At 69.2% G+C, this 18,370-nt stretch carries 22 protein-coding genes; 16 read left to right on the forward strand and 6 right to left on the reverse strand.

The annotated features are described in order from the left end of the window. Window positions 1-2 precede the first annotated feature (2 nt). From pstC to CU254_RS37455, 4 genes are all read right to left on the reverse strand, one after another. Window positions 3-923 carry a phosphate ABC transporter permease subunit PstC gene (gene pstC / locus CU254_RS37440; protein ID WP_037716120.1) on the reverse strand — a complete coding sequence of 307 codons (921 nt, stop codon included), beginning with the start codon at window positions 921-923 and terminating at the stop codon, window positions 3-5. Window positions 924-1,108: 185 nt separating this feature from the next. Further along, window positions 1,109-2,239 carry a phosphate ABC transporter substrate-binding protein PstS gene (gene pstS, locus CU254_RS37445; RefSeq protein WP_037716124.1) on the reverse strand — a complete coding sequence of 377 codons (1,131 nt, stop codon included), beginning with the start codon at window positions 2,237-2,239 and terminating at the stop codon, window positions 1,109-1,111. Window positions 2,240-2,479: 240 nt separating this feature from the next. Then, window positions 2,480-3,379 (reverse strand): mycothiol synthase, encoded by a 900-nt coding sequence (gene mshD / locus CU254_RS37450; RefSeq protein WP_009084714.1) that lies wholly within the window; start codon window positions 3,377-3,379, stop codon window positions 2,480-2,482. A gap of 22 nt (window positions 3,380-3,401) precedes the next feature. Further along, window positions 3,402-4,133 carry a response regulator transcription factor gene (locus CU254_RS37455; RefSeq protein WP_037718614.1) on the reverse strand — a complete coding sequence of 244 codons (732 nt, stop codon included), beginning with the start codon at window positions 4,131-4,133 and terminating at the stop codon, window positions 3,402-3,404. A gap of 174 nt (window positions 4,134-4,307) precedes the next feature. Here CU254_RS37455 and CU254_RS37460 point away from each other — a divergent pair, with 174 nt between their 5' ends. From CU254_RS37460 to CU254_RS37510, 11 genes are all read left to right on the forward strand, one after another. Then, complete coding sequence (locus tag CU254_RS37460; RefSeq protein WP_078561026.1) at window positions 4,308-5,210, forward strand: DUF2993 domain-containing protein; 903 nt, start codon at window positions 4,308-4,310, stop codon at window positions 5,208-5,210. A 5-nt stretch (window positions 5,211-5,215) separates the two neighbouring features. Next, a complete protein-coding gene (locus CU254_RS37465) occupies window positions 5,216-5,650 on the forward strand; it encodes a thioredoxin family protein (RefSeq protein WP_037716126.1) in 435 nt (144 codons plus the stop codon). Window positions 5,651-6,059: 409 nt separating this feature from the next. Next, entirely contained in the window at window positions 6,060-6,494 is a 435-nt protein-coding gene (locus CU254_RS37470) for a DUF4395 domain-containing protein (RefSeq protein WP_009084723.1), read from the forward strand. Between the two features lie 86 nt (window positions 6,495-6,580). After that, window positions 6,581-7,417 (forward strand): sulfurtransferase, encoded by an 837-nt coding sequence (locus CU254_RS37475; protein WP_009084724.1) that lies wholly within the window; start codon window positions 6,581-6,583, stop codon window positions 7,415-7,417. Next, a complete protein-coding gene (locus tag CU254_RS37480) occupies window positions 7,417-7,722 on the forward strand; it encodes a DUF1416 domain-containing protein (RefSeq protein ID WP_009084726.1) in 306 nt (101 codons plus the stop codon). Before CU254_RS37475 ends, CU254_RS37480 begins: the two co-directional genes overlap by 1 nt. Window positions 7,723-7,824: 102 nt before the next feature. Continuing rightward, window positions 7,825-9,159 (forward strand): MFS transporter, encoded by a 1,335-nt coding sequence (locus tag CU254_RS37485; RefSeq protein ID WP_009084728.1) that lies wholly within the window; start codon window positions 7,825-7,827, stop codon window positions 9,157-9,159. A gap of 129 nt (window positions 9,160-9,288) precedes the next feature. Next, entirely contained in the window at window positions 9,289-9,900 is a 612-nt protein-coding gene (locus CU254_RS37490) for an FABP family protein (RefSeq protein ID WP_009084731.1), read from the forward strand. Window positions 9,901-9,916: 16 nt separating this feature from the next. Continuing rightward, window positions 9,917-10,519 (forward strand): allophanate hydrolase subunit 1, encoded by a 603-nt coding sequence (locus CU254_RS37495; RefSeq protein ID WP_009084733.1) that lies wholly within the window; start codon window positions 9,917-9,919, stop codon window positions 10,517-10,519. Continuing rightward, complete coding sequence (locus CU254_RS37500) at window positions 10,519-11,370, forward strand: biotin-dependent carboxyltransferase family protein (protein ID WP_009084734.1); 852 nt, start codon at window positions 10,519-10,521, stop codon at window positions 11,368-11,370. Before CU254_RS37495 ends, CU254_RS37500 begins: the two co-directional genes overlap by 1 nt. Before the next feature lie 2 nt (window positions 11,371-11,372). Further along, window positions 11,373-11,792: a hypothetical protein gene (locus tag CU254_RS37505; RefSeq protein WP_009084736.1), complete on the forward strand. Its 420-nt coding sequence runs from the start codon at window positions 11,373-11,375 to the stop codon at window positions 11,790-11,792. A 10-nt stretch (window positions 11,793-11,802) separates the two neighbouring features. Further along, entirely contained in the window at window positions 11,803-12,558 is a 756-nt protein-coding gene (locus CU254_RS37510) for an aminoglycoside phosphotransferase family protein (RefSeq protein ID WP_009084737.1), read from the forward strand. Here CU254_RS37510 and CU254_RS37515 read toward each other — a convergent pair. After that, entirely contained in the window at window positions 12,540-13,385 is an 846-nt protein-coding gene (locus CU254_RS37515; RefSeq protein WP_009084739.1) for an aminodeoxychorismate lyase, read from the reverse strand. The two genes, CU254_RS37510 and CU254_RS37515, sit on opposite strands and share 19 nt — an antisense overlap. A gap of 31 nt (window positions 13,386-13,416) precedes the next feature. Here CU254_RS37515 and CU254_RS37520 point away from each other — a divergent pair, with 31 nt between their 5' ends. Genes CU254_RS37520 through CU254_RS37530 form a run of 3 tightly spaced genes read left to right on the forward strand, consistent with a single transcriptional unit; the run spans window position 13,417 to window position 16,095 of the window. After that, the gene (locus CU254_RS37520; protein WP_009084741.1) at window positions 13,417-14,538 is read left to right on the forward strand and encodes a folate-binding protein YgfZ; all 1,122 of its coding nucleotides are present in this window, start codon (window positions 13,417-13,419) and stop codon (window positions 14,536-14,538) included. A gap of 49 nt (window positions 14,539-14,587) precedes the next feature. Beyond that, entirely contained in the window at window positions 14,588-15,154 is a 567-nt protein-coding gene (locus CU254_RS37525; protein WP_009084742.1) for a hypothetical protein, read from the forward strand. Then, window positions 15,151-16,095, forward strand: coding sequence for an asparaginase (locus CU254_RS37530; RefSeq protein ID WP_009084744.1), 945 nt, complete (start codon window positions 15,151-15,153; stop codon window positions 16,093-16,095). The genes CU254_RS37525 and CU254_RS37530 overlap by 4 nt, the downstream gene beginning before the upstream one ends. Here CU254_RS37530 and CU254_RS37535 read toward each other — a convergent pair. Then, window positions 16,076-16,972: a hypothetical protein gene (locus CU254_RS37535; RefSeq protein ID WP_009084746.1), complete on the reverse strand. Its 897-nt coding sequence runs from the start codon at window positions 16,970-16,972 to the stop codon at window positions 16,076-16,078. The genes CU254_RS37530 and CU254_RS37535 overlap by 20 nt on opposite strands. A gap of 207 nt (window positions 16,973-17,179) precedes the next feature. Between CU254_RS37535 and CU254_RS37540 the strand changes: the two genes are divergently transcribed. After that, window positions 17,180-17,362: a DUF3073 domain-containing protein gene (locus tag CU254_RS37540; protein WP_037716129.1), complete on the forward strand. Its 183-nt coding sequence runs from the start codon at window positions 17,180-17,182 to the stop codon at window positions 17,360-17,362. Window positions 17,363-17,477: 115 nt separating this feature from the next. Beyond that, window positions 17,478-18,338, forward strand: coding sequence for a 3-hydroxybutyryl-CoA dehydrogenase (locus CU254_RS37545; protein ID WP_078561029.1), 861 nt, complete (start codon window positions 17,478-17,480; stop codon window positions 18,336-18,338). The last annotated feature ends 32 nt before the right edge of the window (window positions 18,339-18,370 follow it).

The following is an 18,370-nucleotide window of genomic DNA, read 5'->3' on the forward strand; positions in this document are numbered from 1 at the left end:
GGTCACTCCCCCTTCTTGCCGACGATCGAGCGGGCGGCGAAGTTGACCAGGAACGTCAGCACGAACAGCACCAGGCCGGCCGCGATGTAGGCGCCGGCCGAGGTCGGGTTGTTGAACTCGCTGTAGTTCTGGGCGATCTTCGAGGCGAACGTCGCACCGCCGTCGAAAAGGCTCCAGTCGAAGTTGCGGCCCTGCGGGATCAGCAGAATCACTGCCAGCGCAATGGTTTCACCGAGCGCGCGGCCGAGGCCGAGCATCGAAGCACCGACGAAGCCCGCCTTGCCGAACGGCAGCACCGTCGTGCGAATGACCTCCCAGCGCGTGGCGCCGAGCGCGAGCGCGCCTTCGACCTGCGCGGTGGGCGTGCGCTCGAAAACCTCGCGGGTGAGCGACGTGATGATCGGCAGGATCATCACCGCCAGCACGATTCCGGCGGTGAAAATGGTGCCGCGCACGTTCGGCGCGATGTTGCCCGGCGCGAAAATCGGGATCCACGAGAAGGTGGTGTTCACCCACTGGGAGAACGGCTCGATCGCGGGCGCGAACACGAGAATGCCCCACAGGCCGAAAATGATCGACGGCACCGCGGCGAGCAGATCCACGACGTAGGCGAACGGCCGGGCCAGTTTCGGCGGCGCGTACTGGGTGAGGAACAGCGCGATGCCCAGCGAGATCGGCATCGCGATGATCAGCGCCACCAGCGAGGTCGCCACGGTGACCTCGGCGAGATCGGCGATGCCGAACGCCATGTTGGTCGGATCGTTCGTCGACCACCCGTGGTTGAACAGGAAGTTGACCTTGTCCGCCTTCAGCGCCGGAATCGCCTGGACGACCAGGAAAATCCCGATCAGGGCGATCAGGGCGACGACGAAGATCCCGGCCCCGGTGGTCAGGTTCTGGAAGATGCGGTCACCGGCTCGCACCTTCGTCGGCTTCTTCCGCGCGGGGGGCGCATCAGGCGCCGGCGCGGGTGGCTTGTCCGAAATCGGATCCTCCGGGAACGCTCGGGCGGACGACGAACGCCCACCGGGGTCGCCGGTGGGCGTTCGCGTCGAGGATTGGTCGCTCATCGACAGTCTCTAGTCAGCCTTCGTACCAGTCAGGCGGTTCAGGAAATTTCCTTGACGGCCTTCAGCACCTTGTCCTGCAGGCTCTGCGGGATCGGGACGTAGCCCTTGGCCGACAGCGGCTGCTGGCCGTCGGTCGCGGCCACCGTCAGGAACGCCTTGACGGCCTTCGCGACGTCCGGGTTCGAGTACTTCGAGCACACGATCTCGTAGGTCGTCAGCAGCAGCGGGTAGGCGCCCGGCACGTTGCTCGAGTAGATGCCGTTGAGGTCCATCGCCAGGTCGTTGGTGCCCGGGTGGAAGAACTTCGCGGCGTCCAGGGACTTGGCCACGTTCTGCGCGTTCAGCTCGACGCCGCCGGAGCCGCTGTCGATCAGGGCCGGGGTGACGCCGTCCTTGGCGAAGGCGCTCTCCACGTAGGTGATCGAGCCGTCCGCGCCCTTGACGGTGCTCGCGACGCCGTTCGAGCCCTGCGCACCGTTGCCGACGCCGCCGTTGAACTTCTTGCCCGCGCCCTGGGTCCAGACGTCCTTGGCGGCCGCGCCGAGGTACTTCTGGAAGTTGTCGGTGGTGCCCGACTCCTCGGAGCGGGAGACGACCTGGATCGGCTTGTCCGGCAGGTTCAGGTTCTCGTTGCCCTTGACCGCCTTGATGGCCGGGTCGTTCCAGTTCTTGATGCCGCCGTTGAAGATCTTGGCGATGACCTGCGGGGTCAGCGTCAGCTTGTCCACGCCGGACAGGTGGTAGCCGACCGCGATCGGGCCGACGACCAGCGGGATGTTCAGCGCGGGCGAACCGCAGCGCTTGGTGGCGGCCTCGAGGTCGGCGTCCTTGATCGGCGAGTCCGAGCCGCCGAAGTCGACCTGGTTGGCGTTGAACTGCTTGACGCCGGCGCCGGAGCCGGTGCCGTTGTAGTTCACCTTCTGGCCGTCGCACTTCTTGCCGTAGGCCTGGTTGAACACCTCGATGGCGTTCTTCTGGGCCGTCGAGCCCTCAGCGGAAAGCGGGCTCTTGCCCCCGCAGTCGACCTGGGCGGTTCCGGTGGCGGCGGGAGCGGCGGAGTTCGAGCCCGAGCCGCTGTTGGACGCCGAAGGGTCGGAGCCACAAGCGGCAAGGACGAGCGCGGCGCTCGCCACGATGCCGACGGCACCCAGGGGCCGCATGATCTTCACTGCATTTCCTCCACTCGGAGATGTGCCTTTTTGAATCCGGTCGGGATCGGCGGCGGGGTGAGCCGCGCCGAAACCGGACACTAGGCAGCCTCGGTGGACGGCCGTCCTTGGTTGGATGAACGGCAGGTGAACAAGTCACCGTTTGTGAGCAGGACTACTACCCCGAACGGGTGCCGTGGCCTGGTCGTGACCTGCTAGTACGCGGAAAGTAACACAGGTCACCGCTCGCGTCGACCGTGATCACGCACCGTACTGGACGTCGGTCTCGAAACGCTGGAACCCCAGCTTGTTGTACACCGCCAAAGCCGCGGCGTTGTCGCCCTCGACGTAGAGGATCACCCTCGGTAGTCCCCGGGACCGCAGGTAGCGGAGTCCGGCCAAGGTCAGCGCCTTCCCCAGGCCGCTACCCTGAGTAGCAGGATCGACGCCAACCACGTAGACCTCCCCGACCGGGTCGCCGTCGAAACGGCCGGGCACCGGGTCGTGCACCTTCGTCCAGTGGAAGCCGACGACCTCGCCGCTTTCGTTCTCCGCGAGGAAGAAACCGGCCGGATCGAACCAGGCGTGGCGTTCTTCGGCGCGGACCTCGGCGACGGTCAGCGCGCCCTGTTCCGGATGCCAGTCGAACGCGCGCGCGTTGACCGCGACCATCGCGTCCTCGTCCTGGCCGGGGACGAACGTCCGCAGCCGGAAACCGTTGTGCAGCACCGGTTCCGGCCAGTCCGCAGCGGAGACGTCGACGTGCAGGATCAGCAGCTCGCGCTGACGGCCGAGTCCGAGTTTCGCCGCGATCGCGGCCGCACCGGGGTGATCGCCGTGCGCCCACACGCGCAGCCCCGCGTCGGCGCGCTCGACGACCGCCTGCGCGAGCGCGGTGCCGACGCCGCGACGCCGGAAATCCGGGTGCACGAACAGCTCCGCGACCTGATGGCCGTGTGAGTCGCCTTCAGTATCAAGGTGGACGTATCCGGCCGGCGCGCCGTCAAAGCGAGCGAGGAGATGCAGTCCGCCGTCGAAATCACGCGGCAACGGACCGCTCGCGTCGACCTCGGGACGTCCGTCGGTCGCTTTGGCCGCGAGCAGCACTTCGCGCACCGCGTCGTCGGGATCGGTCGTCCAGTCGCCAAGGTCGATAGCCACGAACCGACCTTACCGGCGAACGTCAGCGGGAGGTCAGCTCCGAAGCGTCGGTGGGAACGGCGACAACCGGCTTCGCGCCCTTCGCCGGACGCTCGAACTTGTAACCGACGTTCCGCACAGTGCCGATCATCTGCTCGTGCTCCGGGCCGAGCTTCGCGCGAAGCCGCCGTACGTGGACGTCGACCGTGCGCGTGCCGCCGAAGAAGTCGTAGCCCCACACTTCCTGCAGCAACTGCGCGCGAGTGAAGACGCGGCCAGCGTGCTGGGCGAGGTACTTGAGGAGTTCGAATTCCTTGTACGTCAGCTCGAGCGTGCGACGGCGCAGCTTCGCCGTGTACGTCGCTTCGTCAATGACAAGGTCGCCTACGCGCAGTTCGGCATCCGCCTGCAGGCCGACGCCGTCGCGAGTGGTGGCCAGCCGCAGCCGTGCGTCCACCTCCGCGGGACCGGCGGTGGGCAGCAGGATGTCGTCCGTGCGCCATTCGGAGTTGACCGCGACCAAACCGCCCTCGCCGACGACCGCGATGACCGGCGTGCCCGATTCGTCCTCCGCGCCTTTGAGCAGACGGCACAGGCTCTTCGCGGAAGCGAGGTCGCTGCGCGCGTCGAGAAGGATGACGTCGCGGTGGCCCGCGTCGAGCAGGGCCGTCACTTCCGGCTCGCGTACGCGTACGGTGTGCGGCAGCAGGTCCAGCGCGGGTAATACGGAGGTAGCGTCGAGTTCCCCCGTCAGCACCAGCAGGTCCAAGCTCATGATCCGCACCGCCTTCAGATTCGTCGCCTCGAACGTGGCGTCGGTCGGTGCTAAGTGAGAATAGCGGGTGAACACCCCGGCACCTAGCGCGTGCTGGATCGATCACACCTGGGCCGATGGTCCGGGCGTGACCCGCACCACGACGAAATCCACCCGAACAGGAGAACCGAGGCGATGGCGAGCAGGCCCGTGACCCGGGACGACCGACCGGCCAGCAACCCCGGCAGCGGCCGGCGAGGCAGGCGCGTACGGCGGTGGCTCATCGTGCTGGGAGTGCTGGTGCTCCTGCTGGTCGGTGCGGATTTCGGAGCGGCGGCCTTCGCCGAGCACACGATCTCGCAGAAGGCCCGCGCACAGCTCGGGCTGAGCGACGATCCGTCGGTCACCATCCACGGCTTCCCGTTCACCGTGCAGGCGCTCTCGGGTGACTACAGTCACATCACCGTTTCCGCGGACGGCGTGCCCGTCGGCAGCGAACTGCGCGACCTGCGCGTGAGCGCCGAACTGGAGGACGTGATCGCGCCGCTGTCGGACCTGACGTCCGGCAACACCAAGGCGGTGAAGATCGGCAAGCTCACCGGCGCGGTGACGATCAAGGCGTCCGACCTCGCCCGGGTCTCGCCGCTGAACAAGATCCAGAACCTGAAGATCGAGCAGTCGACCCAGGCGTACGTGAAGTACGGCGACACCGAGCAGGGCAAGCAGCCGGACCCGACGCCGACCAACGCCGACGGCGAACCGGCCGACGGCACCAGCGCGGGCGTGCGGATCTCCGGCGACGTGCAGGTGGCCGGGCAGAAGGTGGAGATCTTCTGCTTCGCGCTGATCCAGCTCAAGGAAAAGACGATCTCGATCGTGCCTTACCGGTTGCAGTTCGGGAATGACCAGACGACCACGATCGTTCCGGAAGCTGTGCAGAAAGCTCTGCTGCCGAACTTCCGGGCGTCCATCTCGACGACCCGGCTGCCGCTGTCGGTCACCCCGACCGCGGTCCGCGTGGACAGCGGTTCGGTGACGATCAAGGGCGAAGCGCACGACGTGAACTTCGCCGACCTGTCCGCCAACCACGGAGGCTGATCCCGGTGACCGGAGTGTGGGTGCTGCTGGCGACGCTGGTCGTCGCGACGGCCGCGGGCCTCGTCCTGCGCGCCCGCAACGGGCGGATCCGCGCGGCCAAACCGGCCGCCGCGACCCGCCCGCTCCCCGCTCCGGTCGCCGAGGCCCTTGATCCGCAATCCGCCGTCACCCTGGTGCAGATCTCCACCACCTTCTGCACCCCGTGCCGGCACACGCGGGCGATTCTGTCGTCGCTCGCGGAGAAGACCGACGGCCTGCACCACGTCGACCTGGACGTCACCGAACGTCCCGAGGTCGCGCAGGCGCTGTCGGTGCTCAGCACGCCGACCACGCTCGCGCTGGACCCGGAAGGCCGGGAACTGCTGCGCGTGGGCGGCGTGCCCAAGTGCCCGGAGCTGCTCGAGGCGCTCCGCCCGCATCTGGCCGCCGCGTCGCACTGACCCGCGCGGTCCCTGCCTCCCCGGCCTCCCGGTGCCGCCCCAATGTGGCATTGGGTGCGTCGCACGCACCCAATGTGGCGTTCGGTGCGTCAGATGCACCCAATGCCACATTGGGGAAGCGCCTGGCACCGCGGTCCGCGATGGTTGATTCTCAGGATCCGGACCTCGTCCCAAGGAATGAACATGGTTCCGGGAGCGAGCGAGCCTGGGTACCCTCCCCCCTGTGGACGAGCTGCCCATCACCCTCCTGACGCAGCGCCGCGCGGTCGATTTCTGCCGCGTGCGCAGCAGCTTGTGTCTGCCTTTTTCCGGTCGGCGCTGAAGCACGTCTCGCGCCGTCCCGCCGCTCGACCCGTCTTCGCCGCGTGCGTCCGCACGCCCTTCCCCTCGCACTGAGCAGGAGGAACCCATGTCCGCCGGACCGGCCGTAGACCCGCGAGGTCCCAGGTTCGCCGCGATCGTGACCACGGTGGTGCTCGCCGTCGTGCTCGTCACGCAGTGGTGGCCCTTGCTCGCGCTGCAGACCGTGGTCTTCGCGATCGGGGCGTTCGTCGGGCTCAAGCCCGCGCCGTACTCGGTGCTGTACCGGCTCGTGGTCGCGCCGCGGCTCGGGCCGACGACCGAACGCGAGGACGCCGCCCCGCTGCGGTTCGCGCAGGCGGTCGGGTTCGTGTTCGCGCTCGTCGGCACGATCGGCTTCGCGACCGGCGTGACGCCGCTCGGCGTCGTCGCGACCGCGTTCGCGCTCTTCGCCGCGTTCCTCAACGCGGCTTTCAACTACTGCCTCGGGTGCCAGGTGTACCTGCTGATCAAGCGTTTCAGCCCCGCGCGGGCGTCCTCGTAAAACCCCATCCATCCATGCCCCCGCCACCACCCTCAACCGACAGCGCTGCGCGCCGCAGTATCGATCAGAAAGAGAGCCAGCCTCCCATGAGCCGAGAAGACGTCCTGGTCACCACCCAGTGGGCCGAGGAAAACCTGGACACCCCGGGCGTGGTGTTCGCCGAGGTCGACGAGGACACGACCGCTTACGACAACGGGCACATCCGCGGCGCGGTGAAGCTCGACTGGCGCAACGACCTCCAGGACGGCGTCCGCCGCGACTTCGTCAACAAGGAGGGCTTCGAGAAGCTCCTGTCGGAGAAGGGCATCTCGAACGACGACCGCGTGATCCTCTACGGCGGCAACAACAACTGGTTCGCCGCGTACGCGTACTGGTACTTCAAGCTCTACGGCCACGAGAACGTGCAGCTGCTCGACGGCGGCCGCAAGAAGTGGGAGCTCGACGGCCGCGAGCTGAACTCCGACGAGGTCAAGCGCGAGCCGACCAACTACAAGGCCAAGGACCAGGACCTGTCGCTGCGCGCGTTCCGCGACGAGGTCGTCCAGTCGATCGGCTCGAAGAACTACATCGACGTGCGCTCGCCGGACGAGTTCTCCGGCAAGCTGCTCGCCCCGGCGCACCTGCCGCAGGAGCAGTCGCAGGTGCCGGGCCACATCCCGGGCGCGCTGAACGTGCCGTGGGCGAAGGTCGCCAACGAGGACGGCACCTTCAAGTCCGAGCAGGAGATCAAGGACCTCTACGCCGAGGCCGGCTACGACGAGAGCAAGCCGACCATCGCGTACTGCCGCATCGGCGAGCGTTCGTCGATCGCCTGGTTCGCCCTGCACGAGCTGCTCGGCCAGCAGGACGTGAAGAACTACGACGGTTCGTGGACGGAATACGGTTCGCTGGTCGGCGTTCCGGTCGAGTTGGGAGCTAAGTGATGGCAGACGGCTGCAGCGCACCGGCACAGGTCGCGACCCCGGCGGACTTCGACACCAACGGTCAGGTCGTGCTGGCCGGCAAGGTCACCGGCGCGGAGGGACCGGTCGGCGGCGCGTTCGTCCGGCTGCTCGACGGCGGCGGCGACTTCGCCGGCGAGGTCGTGTCCTCGGCGGACGGCGACTTCCGGTTCTACGCGGCTGAGGGTTCCTGGACGGTGCGCGCGCTGCACCGCACGGGCAACGGCGAGGCCAACGTGACCGCGGAGGGGCCGGGCCTGCACCAGCTGGCCATTTCGGTTGCCTGACAAGGTTTTCTCGCAGAAGGGCCCCTCGGTTGCCGAGGGGCCCTTCTCGCGTCCGCGGGAACGCTTGACCTCAAGGCGGCTTGAGGACCCAAGCTCGCTTGCGTGACGCAAACGAAAACCGTTACGCGGAGCCCATTGCTGGCCACCGCCGTGTTCCTCGGCAGCTTCATGGCGTTGCTCGACGCGAGCGTGGTGAGCATCGCGCTGCCGACCATCCAGCGCGACCTGCACGCCGAATTCGCTGACCTGCAATGGATCGTGGACGGATACACCGTCGGGCTCGCCGCGCTGATGCTCACCGGCGGCACGCTCGGCGACCGGTACGGCCGCAGGCGGATCTACCTCGGCGGGCTGGCCGTGTTCACGCTCGCCTCGCTGGGGTGCGGCCTCGCCCCGACGCTCGGCTTGCTCATCGCCGCCCGTGTGCTGCAAGGAATCGCGGCCGCCGCGGTCATCCCGGGCGGACTCGCGCTCCTCGCGCACGCGTATCCGGAGCCGCGGGAACGGGCCCGGATGCTGGGGGCGTGGGGCGGAGTGGCCGGATGCGCGCTCGTCATCGGCCCGCTCATCGGCGGACCGATCACCGACGCGCTCGGCTGGCCGACCATCTTCCTGATCAACCTGCCGATCGGAATCTTCGCGGTACTCGCTGGCCGCCGGGGTCTCGAGGAGTCGTCCGATCCGGCGCACGGCGCGCTGGACTTGCCGGGACAGCTGCTCGGCGCGCTATGGATCGGATCCTTCACTTACGCCGTGATCGCGTCCGACATCGTGGCCGCCGCGCTCGGCGCACTCGGCTTGACCGCGTTCATCGTCGTGGAGCTGCGCGCCCCGCATCCGATGCTGCCGATCCGGCTGTTCGGCAAGTTCCGGTTCGCCGCCTCGATTTTCACCTCGTTCGTCCTCGGCTTCGCGTGCTATCCGCTGCCGATGCTGCTCGCCGTGTACCTGCAGCAAGCCTGGGGCAGCACCGCCTCGGCGACCGGCGTGCAGATGCTGCCGTACGTCGTCGCCAACGCCGTTCTCGCGTTCTTCTCCGGACGGCTCGCCGGCCGGTTCACCGCGGAACGCGTGCTGCCGGTCGGTCTCGCCATCACGGCGGCGGGCAGTCTCGCCTTCCTGCTGGTCGACGCCGCGAGCCCGTACTGGCTGCTCAGCGTCCCGCTGACGCTGTCCGGCGTCGGACTGGGCCTGAGCATCACCCCGACCAACGTCGTCGGCCTCGCCGGGCTTCCGGTGCGGCGCACGGGCACCGCGGCCGGCACGGTGAACGCCGCGCGGCAGGTCGGAATGGCGCTCGGCGTGGCCGCGCTCGGAGCCCTCCTCGATCAGGGCAGCACGCTCACGTCCGGGCTGTGGACCGCGATGGCGGTGGCCGGAGCGGCGCTGCTGGCGGTGACCGTCCTCACCGCCGCGACCCTGCGCGGCGCTAGATGAGCCGGGGCGGACTATTGTCCTCGCTGTGGAGACCTTGTTTACGACCCTGTTGATCATCGCGGGCATCGCCACCGTGTGGTTCGCGGTCTACGTCGTCTACCGGCTGTACGCCGACCAGCGCTGATCAGCATGACGAGTGGCGACGAAGCCATCGCGGCAGCCGAGAAGCGGGCGGAAAGCACGCGCGACCGCAACCTGCCGTTGTGGGACGACCTGCCGATCCCGAACGACACGGCCAACCTGCGCGAGGGCCCGAACCTGAACGACGCGTGCCTCGCGCTGCTGCCGCTCGTCGGCGTCTGGCGCGGCGAGGGCGAGATCGACTACCCGACGATCGACGGGCCGATCAAGTTCGCCCAGCAGCTGACCGTCTCCCACGACGGCCGCCCGTTCCTGTTCCACGAGGCGCGCTCGTGGCTGCTGAACGAGGACGGCAGCGTGCTGCGGCCGGCCGCCCGCGAAACCGGGTTCTGGCGGCCGCAGGAGGACGACACCCTGGAACTGCTGCTCACGCACAGCTCCGGCATCGTCGAGCTGTTCTACGGCAAACCGCGCAGCCAGACGGCCTGGGAACTCGGCACCGACGCGGTCATCCGCACCGCGACGGCCAAGGAGGTCACTGGTGCGCAGCGGCTGTACGGCCTGGTGAACGGCGACCTCGGCTACGTCGAGGAACGCGCGATGGTCGGCCAGGAAATGCAGCCGCACGCCTCCGCGCTGCTGCGCCGCGTGGTGGGCTGAGGCTCCGGGAGACGCCGTGCGCTGGCGGCGGTACGGCGAAGACGCCGCCCTGCTCGACTGCGCCTCGCTCGAGGAGATGAGCGCGGCCCGGGCCACCCTCCTCGAAGCCGCGCTCGACGGGGTCGAGGAGATCGTTCCCGGGGCGCGCACCCTGCTGGTGGTCGGGACCGCGGCGGCTCGGGAGGCCGCGCGATCGCTGCTGGCTTCGGCCGATCTGGCGCATCCGCCTGCCGGGGACGGCCGCGAAGTTGTTCTGGACGTGCGCTACTCCGGCGAAGATCTCGCCCTGGTCGCTGAGGACGCGGGGCTCACCGTCGACCAGGTCGTCACTCTCCACACCAGCGCGGTCTACACGGTCGCGTTCACCGGTTTCGCGCCCGGTTTCGGTTATCTCGCCGGACTTCCCGCCGAACTGCGGCAGCCGCGGCTCAGTTCTCCGCGCACCCGCGTTCCCGCCGGGTCGGTGGCCATCGCGGACGAGTACACCGGCGTCTATCCGCGCGAATCCCCTGGTGGCTGGCGGTTGCTCGGACACACCGAGGCGACGCTGTTCGACCCTTCCGCCGCGCAGCCGGCGTTGTTCACGCCCGGTCTCCGAGTGCGGTTCCGGAGCGTCTGATGCGTGCGCTGGAGATCGTCTCGCCCGGTTCGCTGGCTTTGGTGCAAGACCTCGGCCGCCCTGGTTACGCACATCTGGGCGTCCCACCGTCGGGTGCCCTCGACGTCGCCGCGTTGCGACTCGGCAACCGGCTCGTCGGCAATCCCGAGGACGCCGCCGGGATCGAAACCGTGCTGGGCGGGCTGACCGTCCGGGCCGCTGCTTCGTGCACCGCCGCGGTGACCGGACCACCCGTCGCGGTGTCCGTGGGCGGCAGGGAAATGGGCTCGCACACGCCGATTCCGTTGCAGCCAGGCCAAGAACTGACCATCGGCCGACCCGCGACCGGATTGCGCTGCTACCTGACGGTGTCCGGCGGCGTCGCGGTTCCGCCGGTGCTGGGGAGCCGGTCGACGGATGTCCTTTCTGGACTGGGACCGTCTCCGTTGGACGCGGGCAGGACGGTCCCCCTCGGTCCCGTCACCGGTGTTCCGTCCGGTGCCGACGTGGTCGCCGCCCCGCCCGCGCCGCCGCAGCTGACCGTGCCGGTTCTGCTTGGCCCCCGCGACGACTGGTTCGCCGACGCCACGAGCGCGCTCAACGCACAGTGGACAGTCACCGAGGAATCCAACCGAGTGGGGGTCCGCCTGGACGGGCCGCCACTACGTCGAGTGTCCACTTCGGAGTTGCCCAGCGAAGGCGTGCTCACCGGCGCGATCCAGGTCCCGCCGAACGGATTGCCGCTGGTCTTCCTCTCCGATCACCCGACCACCGGCGGTTATCCCGTGGTCGCGGTCGTGAGACGGGCGTCACTCGGAGCACTCGCGCAAGCACGCCCCGGAACCTTGGTGCGGTTCCACGCGTCCTTCTGAGCGTGGAACGGGTAACGATCACCGGCGGCGCGGGTTTCCTGGAGCTGAACACCGGAGGACGGGCGGAGCTGCCGCAGTCGCTGCGCATCGCGCTCGCGACCGGTCAGGTCCGCCTGCCGCTGGCGGAAACCCTCCGCGACCTGCTGGCGCTGCTCGTCGACGGCCACTACCGGGTGAGCGGCCCCCAACGCTTCGAAGCGGCGACGCTGGCCCCGGCGACCGACTGGCCGGACGACGACGACGCCGGAGTCGCTTACTACCGCACGGCAATCCGGTCAGGACACCGGCCAGTGGCGGTGGTTTTGTCCGGTACGCGGCCGATGCTGGTGGACGGGCACCACAAGATCAGCGCGTACCGGGCGGAGGGGGTCACGCCGTCGGTGGTGCTTATTTCTGCTGCTCGGGCCGAAAGTTCCAGCTAACTTCGGGGAGATGACCGAAGATCGGCAGGTGTTCCGCGGCGGGCTGAACACGGTCGTCCGGATCGGCTCTACGGTCCGGCGCGACCGCGGGCCGTGGAGCGACCGGGTCGCCGCGCTGCTGCGCCACCTCGAAGACGTCGGATTCCGGCAGGCTCCGCGGTATTTCGGCAGCGAAGGCGACACCGACGTGCTGGAGTTCCTGCCCGGCGAGGTCAGCGATTACCCGCTCACCCCCGCGGCTCGCAGCACCACCGCGTTGATTTCCGCCGCGAAGCTGCTGCGCAGGTACCACGACGCGACTGCGGACCTCGTCCTTCCCGGCGGCTGGATGCTGCCCGACCGAGAACCGGCCGAGGTCATCTGTCATGGCGACTTCGCGCCGTACAACTGCGTGCTGCGCGGCGAAGAAGTCGTGGGCCTGATCGATTTCGACACCGCGCATCCCGGCCCGCGCTTGCACGACCTCGGCTACGCCGTCTACCGGTTCGCGCCGCTGACCGATCCGGCCAATCAGGACGGTTTCGGCTCGATCGAAGAGCAGGCCGCCCGCGCGAAGCTGTTCTGCGACAGCTACGGATTCACCGACCGCGCGGCGGTGCTCGAATCGGCCGTCGCCCGGCTGCGCGACCTGGTGCACCTCATGCGCACCCAAGCCGCGTCCGGCCACGAGGGCTTTGCCAGCCACCTCGCAGCCGGACACGATCGGGTCTATCTGCGGGACCTCGCGCACATCGAGGCGAACCGTGCTCAGTACTCGCTCTCGTAAGCCGCCACCAGCTCCCCGTGCAATGCGGTCGAATCCGGCAACTCCGTGCCGTTCAGCGTGTGCACCCGGGTCACCTTCCGGACCGACGACGTGAGGAAAACGCCTTCCCCGCGCAGCAAGTCGTCCACCGACAGCGGCTCCACCTTCACCGACCAACCGGCCTTCTCCGCGCCGCGGAACAACGCGTACTGCGTCGTTCCTGGCAGGATGCCAACAGTGGACGGCGGGGTGTACAGCGTGCGCTCCTTAGCCAGCACGACCGTCGAGGTCGGGCCTTCGAGCACCGAATCGTCGGTAGCGGTGAAGATCACATCCTGGGCTCCGCGCCGGGCCGCCTCGCGGAGGGCGGCCATGTTCATCGCGTAGGAAACCGTTTTCGCGCCCAGCAAAAGCCACGGGGCGCGTTCGGCGAGTTCCGGGCCGAAACCGCGTTCCAGAGTCACCACCGAAACGCCTTCGGTGCGCGCCCGCAGCACCTTCTCGTCGACCTCCAGGCCCATCGCGAACGCCGTCGGCTTGCCCTCCGGATCGCCGTCGACACCCCGCGTGTACACGAGTTTCAGCGCGATCTCCGGACCGCCCTGCCACGCGTCGACGACTGCCTGTGCGGCGCGCGCGAAGCCGTCGAGGTCCGGGGCGGGCAGGTCCAGCATCGCCGCGGAACGGGCGAGCCGGTCGAGGTGCGGACCCATTTCCCGCGGCTTTTTCACTGCCACGAGGATCGTTTCGAACACCCCGTCTCCGCGCAGCAGGCCGAGGTCGTCCACCCGGAGGTGAGCGGCTTCGGGGTCGGCCAGTGAACCGTCGAGGAAGGCGAGAACGCGCATCCCCACAAGGTACTCACTTACTCTTAGGGTTATGCCGTACAGCTCGCCGCTGCTCGAAATCCCCCGCGCGGTCGCCGCGCCCGAGGGCCATCCGGAAGCCGGAGTTCCGTGGCACTGGGGCGATCCGTTCGCCGAGCAGCGCACCGCCGCCCGAGGAGTGGTCGTGATCGACCGCTCGCACCGAGAAATCCTCGCTGTCACCGGCGAGGAACGCTTGTCCTGGCTGCATTTGGTGATCTCGCAGCACGTCACCGAACTCGCCGGGAACACCGGCACCGAGGCGCTCGTCCTCGACAGCCAGGGCCACGTCGACACCCACTTCGTGCTCGCGCACGCCGGCGAGACGGTGTACCTCGACAGCGACCCCGGTCCGCTCGTCACGAGCGCGTTGCCCAAGGGCGGCAAGCAAACCCTGCGCGAGTACCTCGAAGCGATGAAGTTCTGGTCCAAGGTCGAGATTCGCGACGCGACCGAAGAACTCGCCGTTCTTTCGGTGCTCGGCCCGGAGACCGACAGCGTGCTGGGCGTTGAACTCGGCACCGAGCCGTACTCGGTGGCCGCGCTGCCCGAAGGCGGTTTCGCGCGCCGGATGCCGTGGCCGACGCGAGCGGGCGCGGATCTCGTGGTGCCGCGCGCTCAGCTCACTCAATGGTGGCAACGGCTCACCGACGCGGGCGCGCGTCCGGCCGGCTCTTGGACGTTCGACGCGCTGCGCGTGGAATCGCGGCATCCGCGCCTCGGCGTCGACACCGACGAACGGACGATCCCGCACGAGGTCGGCTGGATCGGCTCGGCCGCGCACGTCGCGAAGGGCTGCTACCGCGGCCAGGAAACCGTCTCGAAGGTGCACAACGTCGGCCGCCCGCCGCGGTATCTCGCGCTGCTGCACCTCGACGGTTCGCCGGAGATCACGCCGGAGACCGGCGATCCGGTGAAGCTCGGCGAGCGCGTCGTCGGCCGGATCGGCACGGTCGCGCAGCACCACGAACTCGGGCCGATCGCGCTGGCGCTGGTCAAACGTTCGGTGCCGGGCGGGGCGGAACTGCTGGCAGGCGACGAGGACCGAGTGGTCCAGGCCACTGTCGATCCGGACTCGGTGCCGGCCGTTCACGCGGCGCCCGGACGGGAAGCGGCGCAGAGACTCCGGGGCTGAAGTGAACTCGACGGTAGCGTCGTCGCCGAATGTGGAGCAGGATGTGCCCGTGATCGAAGTGCGTCCCGGCGGGCGACGACGGATCGACCGCGTCCTCGGCCCGGGATATCTCACCGGACTAGGCGACTTGCCGCTCCCGGTGCTGCGCGAGCGGCGCGACGAGGCCGCGCAGGAAGAGACGGACCTGTCCTACCTGCGCCGGCTCCTGCACGCCCGCATCGACATCGTGCGCGCCGAACAGGAGCGCCGCTCGTCCGGCGGGGAAAGCAGCATCGTCGACCGGCTCGCGTCCATCCTCGCCGACAACGCGCTCGGCCCGGCCGCCGGTTCCGGCCGCCACCAGCAGCTCGAACCGTCGCGCGCGGGCGAGCACCGCAGACACGCGGAAGCGCTGATCGGCGACACCGGGCTCACCGACGTCGGCTCGCTCACCGACGCCAAGCTCGCCGCCGCGCTGGACACCTACGCGGCCGAGGAAGCCTCCGTGTCCTCCTTCCGCCGCCAGGTCCAGACCGTGATGGACACGCTCAACGCCGAGATCGCCGCGCGCTACAGCAGCGGAGCGGCCACTGTGGACCAGCTGCTGGACAGCGAACTGGGGCGCGTCGAGGAATGACCGGCCAGCCGATCCTCGTCGAGGTCGTCCGGAACGGGTTCGTCGAGAGCGTCCACCACGGATGCCTCGTCGTGACCGCGCCAGACGGCTCCGTTCTGTTCTCCGCGGGCGACGTGACCAGCCCGTTCTTCCCCCGGTCGGCGAACAAGCCGCTGCAGGGCGTCGGGATGCTTCGCGCCGGACTCGGCTACGACGGCGCGGACCTGGCGCTGGGGTGCGCCTCGCATTCCGGCGAAACCGGACATGTCGAGCGCGTCGCCGCCATGCTCGCCGCCGCTGGGCTCGATCCGTCGGCACTGGCCTGCCCGGCCGAGTTCCCGATCGGCGAGGACGCCCGCCGCGCGGCTGACGAGCCGCGGAAGATCACCATGAACTGCTCGGGCAAGCACGCCGCGATGCTCGCCACCTGCGTCGCGAACGGCTGGCCCACCGACGGCTACCAGCTGCCGGACCATCCGCTGCAGGTCCAGCTCGCGAAGACGGTCGAGGAGCTGACCGGCGAGTCCATCGCCGCGGTCGGGGTCGACGGCTGCAGCGCCCCGCTGTTCGCCTTCTCGCCGACCGGGCTCGCGCGATCGTTCGGCCGGCTCGCGCAGGCCAGCCCGGGCACCGACGAACGGCGGGTGGCGGACGCGATGCGGGAGCACCCGTGGCTGGTCGCGGGCACCGGCCGGGAAGACACCCGGCTGATGCAGGCCGTGCCCGGGCTGCTGTCGAAGAGCGGCGCGGAAGGTGTTCTGGCGTTCACGCTGGGCGACGGCACCGCGTGCGCGATCAAGATCGCGGACGGCAACAAGCGGGCCTTGGCACCGCTGGCTATGGCCGTGCTCGCCCGGCTGGGCGTCGAGACTCCGGACGAGCTGGCCGACCTGGCTCACCCGCCGGTGCTCGGCGGCGGCAAACCGCAGGGCGAGCTGCGGGTCAGTTGGAGTGCTCCTTAGCCGCGAGGTCGCCCCAGAACTCGCGCAGCTGCGAAAACAGCTCGGCCAGCTCCTCGACGTTCCCGGTGCGCAGCGCGTCGAGGATGTCGTGGACCTCCTCGGCGGTGGAGTCGGCGTCCAGCAGCGAATCGGCGAACAGCTGCACGAGACCGCCGTAGTCCAGTTCGACGACCGAGTCCGGGTCGAAGCTCTCCAGCCACTGCCGGGTCTGCGAGAGCACCCGGCCGGGGCCGGAGTCGCCGAAGGTCGTCTCGATCAGCTCGGCCGCCTCGGACGCCCGCCGGAGCGCGGCCGACATCGGCGTGCGCCAGGACGCCTCCCGCTCCGGATCGGCCGGGCCGCTGCCCAGCACGAGCTTGCGTTCGTCCGGGTCGACCAGCGAGAACCAGGGCAGCGGGACGGTCCAGGTGGTGGTGAGGGTGTGCGCGGCGGCCGCGGTGAGGTCGGTCATCGCGGCCTTGGCCTGCGCGCGGGCCCGGTCCGCCGTGACGCCGCCCGCGTCGAGGACCGCGATCCGCAGCGCCGGCTCGGCGTCGGCGAGGAAGGTGCTCAGCGCCGCGGCGGAGCGGGCGCGCAGTTCGAGCGGGCACACGAACGGGCCCTCGGCCGAGTGGCCGGCGGGGACGTCGGCCGGATCGAGCACGAGCACGTCGTTGACGAGGCTCGGCGAGGGACGTCCGTCGCGCAGCTGCGCGGGCAGCAGCCGCACCGGAGCCGCCGCCTGTGACTTGAGCCACATCCACTGTTCGCGTTCGCCGATCCCGACCCGGCTGAGCCCGCCCGCGAAAACGGCCTGGACCAGCTGTTGCGCGGGAGGATCGCCCAGCGCGCGCAGAGGTTCGTACACCCGCAGATAGGCCGCGAAGGGTCGGAGCACCCGAGCATCGTGGCACGCCGACCAGCGCCGATCCGCATCGACGTGCCGGTAACCGGCGTCCGGCGGACACTGTCGCGACGAGCACACCGTGCCACGTCGCATCCAACCCCCGGGACACGGTACGGTGTCAGCAGGAAAGAACTGTCGAGACGATGCGGGGCCGCCGATTCCCCCGGCCGCCCCGCCCCTGTGCGAGGGGGTCGAGCCATGGGGCGCGGCCGGGCTAAGGCCAAGCAGACGAAGGTGGCGCGCGAGCTCAAATACAGCTCCCACGAAACCGACTTCGATGCTTTGCAGCGCGAGCTGTCGAGTAGTTCCTCGGACAACCACGAGGACGACAAGCGGTACGAGGACCCGTACGACGACGGGTACGACGAGTACCGCCGTTGACGCAGGCACACGACACGCGAGGGCGGAATCGGACCGAGGTCCGAGACGCCCTCGTGCGTTGTGTGCTGCCCGTTTTCTCCGGCTCTGCCGGTGAGGTGACGAAGGAGTGGGACGGGTGAGCGACATCGCACGAGTAGGTGTGGTCGGAGCAGGGCTGATGGGCTCCGGCATCGCCGAGGTGCACGCCAGGTCCGGGTTGGACGTGCTGGTCACCGAGGTGAACCAGCCCGCCCTCGACGCGGGAAAGGCGCGCATCGAGAAGTCGCTGCAGCGCGGCGTCAAAAGCGGCAAGCTGGCCGCCGAGGACGCCGAGGCGGCTCTCGGGCGGCTGCGCTTCACCACGGACCTCGCCGAGTTCGCCGACCGCGATCTCGTCGTCGAGGCCATCCTGGAACAGGAGCAGGCCAAGGTCGACGTGTTCCGGGAACTGGACAAGATCGTCGAGCGCGAGGACGCGGTGTTCGCGTCCAACACGTCGTCGATCCCGATCATGAAGCTCGGCATGGCCACCGGCCGTCCGCAGCAGGTCGTCGGCATCCACTTCTTCAACCCGGTGCCGGTGCTGCCGCTGGTCGAACTGGTCCCGTCGCTGCTGACCAGCGAGGAGACCGCCCGCCGGGCCGAGGAGCACGCCACCGGCGCGCTGGGCAAGACGGTGATCCGATCGCAGGACCGGGCCGGGTTCATCGTGAACTCGCTGCTCGTGCCGTATCTGCTGTCGGCGATCCGGATGATCGAATCGGGCTTCGCCTCGGCCGAGGACATCGACCGCGGCATGGAGCTGGGCACGGCGCACCCGATGGGTCCGCTGCGGCTGTCCGACCTGATCGGCCTCGACACCATCAAGGCGATCGCGGACTCGATGTACGCCGAGTTCAAGGAGCCGCTGTACTCGTCGCCGCCGCTGCTGCTGCGCATGGTGGACGCGGGGCTGCTCGGCAAGAAGACCGGCCGCGGGTTCTACTCGTACTCCTGACTTTAGTTGCGGGGACGGGCAACCTTTCCCCG

This window comes from Amycolatopsis sp. AA4, from assembly GCF_002796545.1.
In the GTDB taxonomy this organism is placed as follows: domain Bacteria; phylum Actinomycetota; class Actinomycetes; order Mycobacteriales; family Pseudonocardiaceae; genus Amycolatopsis.

What these genes read in the sequence shown, in the direction of transcription:
- CU254_RS37455 (WP_037718614.1), bottom strand. Translation starts at nt 4,133, where the DNA reads ATGAGCTTGGACCTGCTGGTGCTGACGGGGGAACTCGACGCTACCTCC.
- CU254_RS37460 (WP_078561026.1), top strand. Translation starts at nt 4,308, where the DNA reads ATGGCGAGCAGGCCCGTGACCCGGGACGACCGACCGGCCAGCAACCCC.
- CU254_RS37470 (WP_009084723.1), top strand. Translation starts at nt 6,060, where the DNA reads ATGTCCGCCGGACCGGCCGTAGACCCGCGAGGTCCCAGGTTCGCCGCG.
- CU254_RS37475 (WP_009084724.1), top strand. Translation starts at nt 6,581, where the DNA reads ATGAGCCGAGAAGACGTCCTGGTCACCACCCAGTGGGCCGAGGAAAAC.
- CU254_RS37480 (WP_009084726.1), top strand. Translation starts at nt 7,417, where the DNA reads ATGGCAGACGGCTGCAGCGCACCGGCACAGGTCGCGACCCCGGCGGAC.
- CU254_RS37490 (WP_009084731.1), top strand. Translation starts at nt 9,289, where the DNA reads ATGACGAGTGGCGACGAAGCCATCGCGGCAGCCGAGAAGCGGGCGGAA.
- CU254_RS37500 (WP_009084734.1), top strand. Translation starts at nt 10,519, where the DNA reads ATGCGTGCGCTGGAGATCGTCTCGCCCGGTTCGCTGGCTTTGGTGCAA.
- CU254_RS37510 (WP_009084737.1), top strand. Translation starts at nt 11,803, where the DNA reads ATGACCGAAGATCGGCAGGTGTTCCGCGGCGGGCTGAACACGGTCGTC.
- CU254_RS37515 (WP_009084739.1), bottom strand. Translation starts at nt 13,385, where the DNA reads ATGCGCGTTCTCGCCTTCCTCGACGGTTCACTGGCCGACCCCGAAGCC.
- CU254_RS37520 (WP_009084741.1), top strand. Translation starts at nt 13,417, where the DNA reads ATGCCGTACAGCTCGCCGCTGCTCGAAATCCCCCGCGCGGTCGCCGCG.
- CU254_RS37530 (WP_009084744.1), top strand. Translation starts at nt 15,151, where the DNA reads ATGACCGGCCAGCCGATCCTCGTCGAGGTCGTCCGGAACGGGTTCGTC.
- CU254_RS37540 (WP_037716129.1), top strand. Translation starts at nt 17,180, where the DNA reads ATGGGGCGCGGCCGGGCTAAGGCCAAGCAGACGAAGGTGGCGCGCGAG.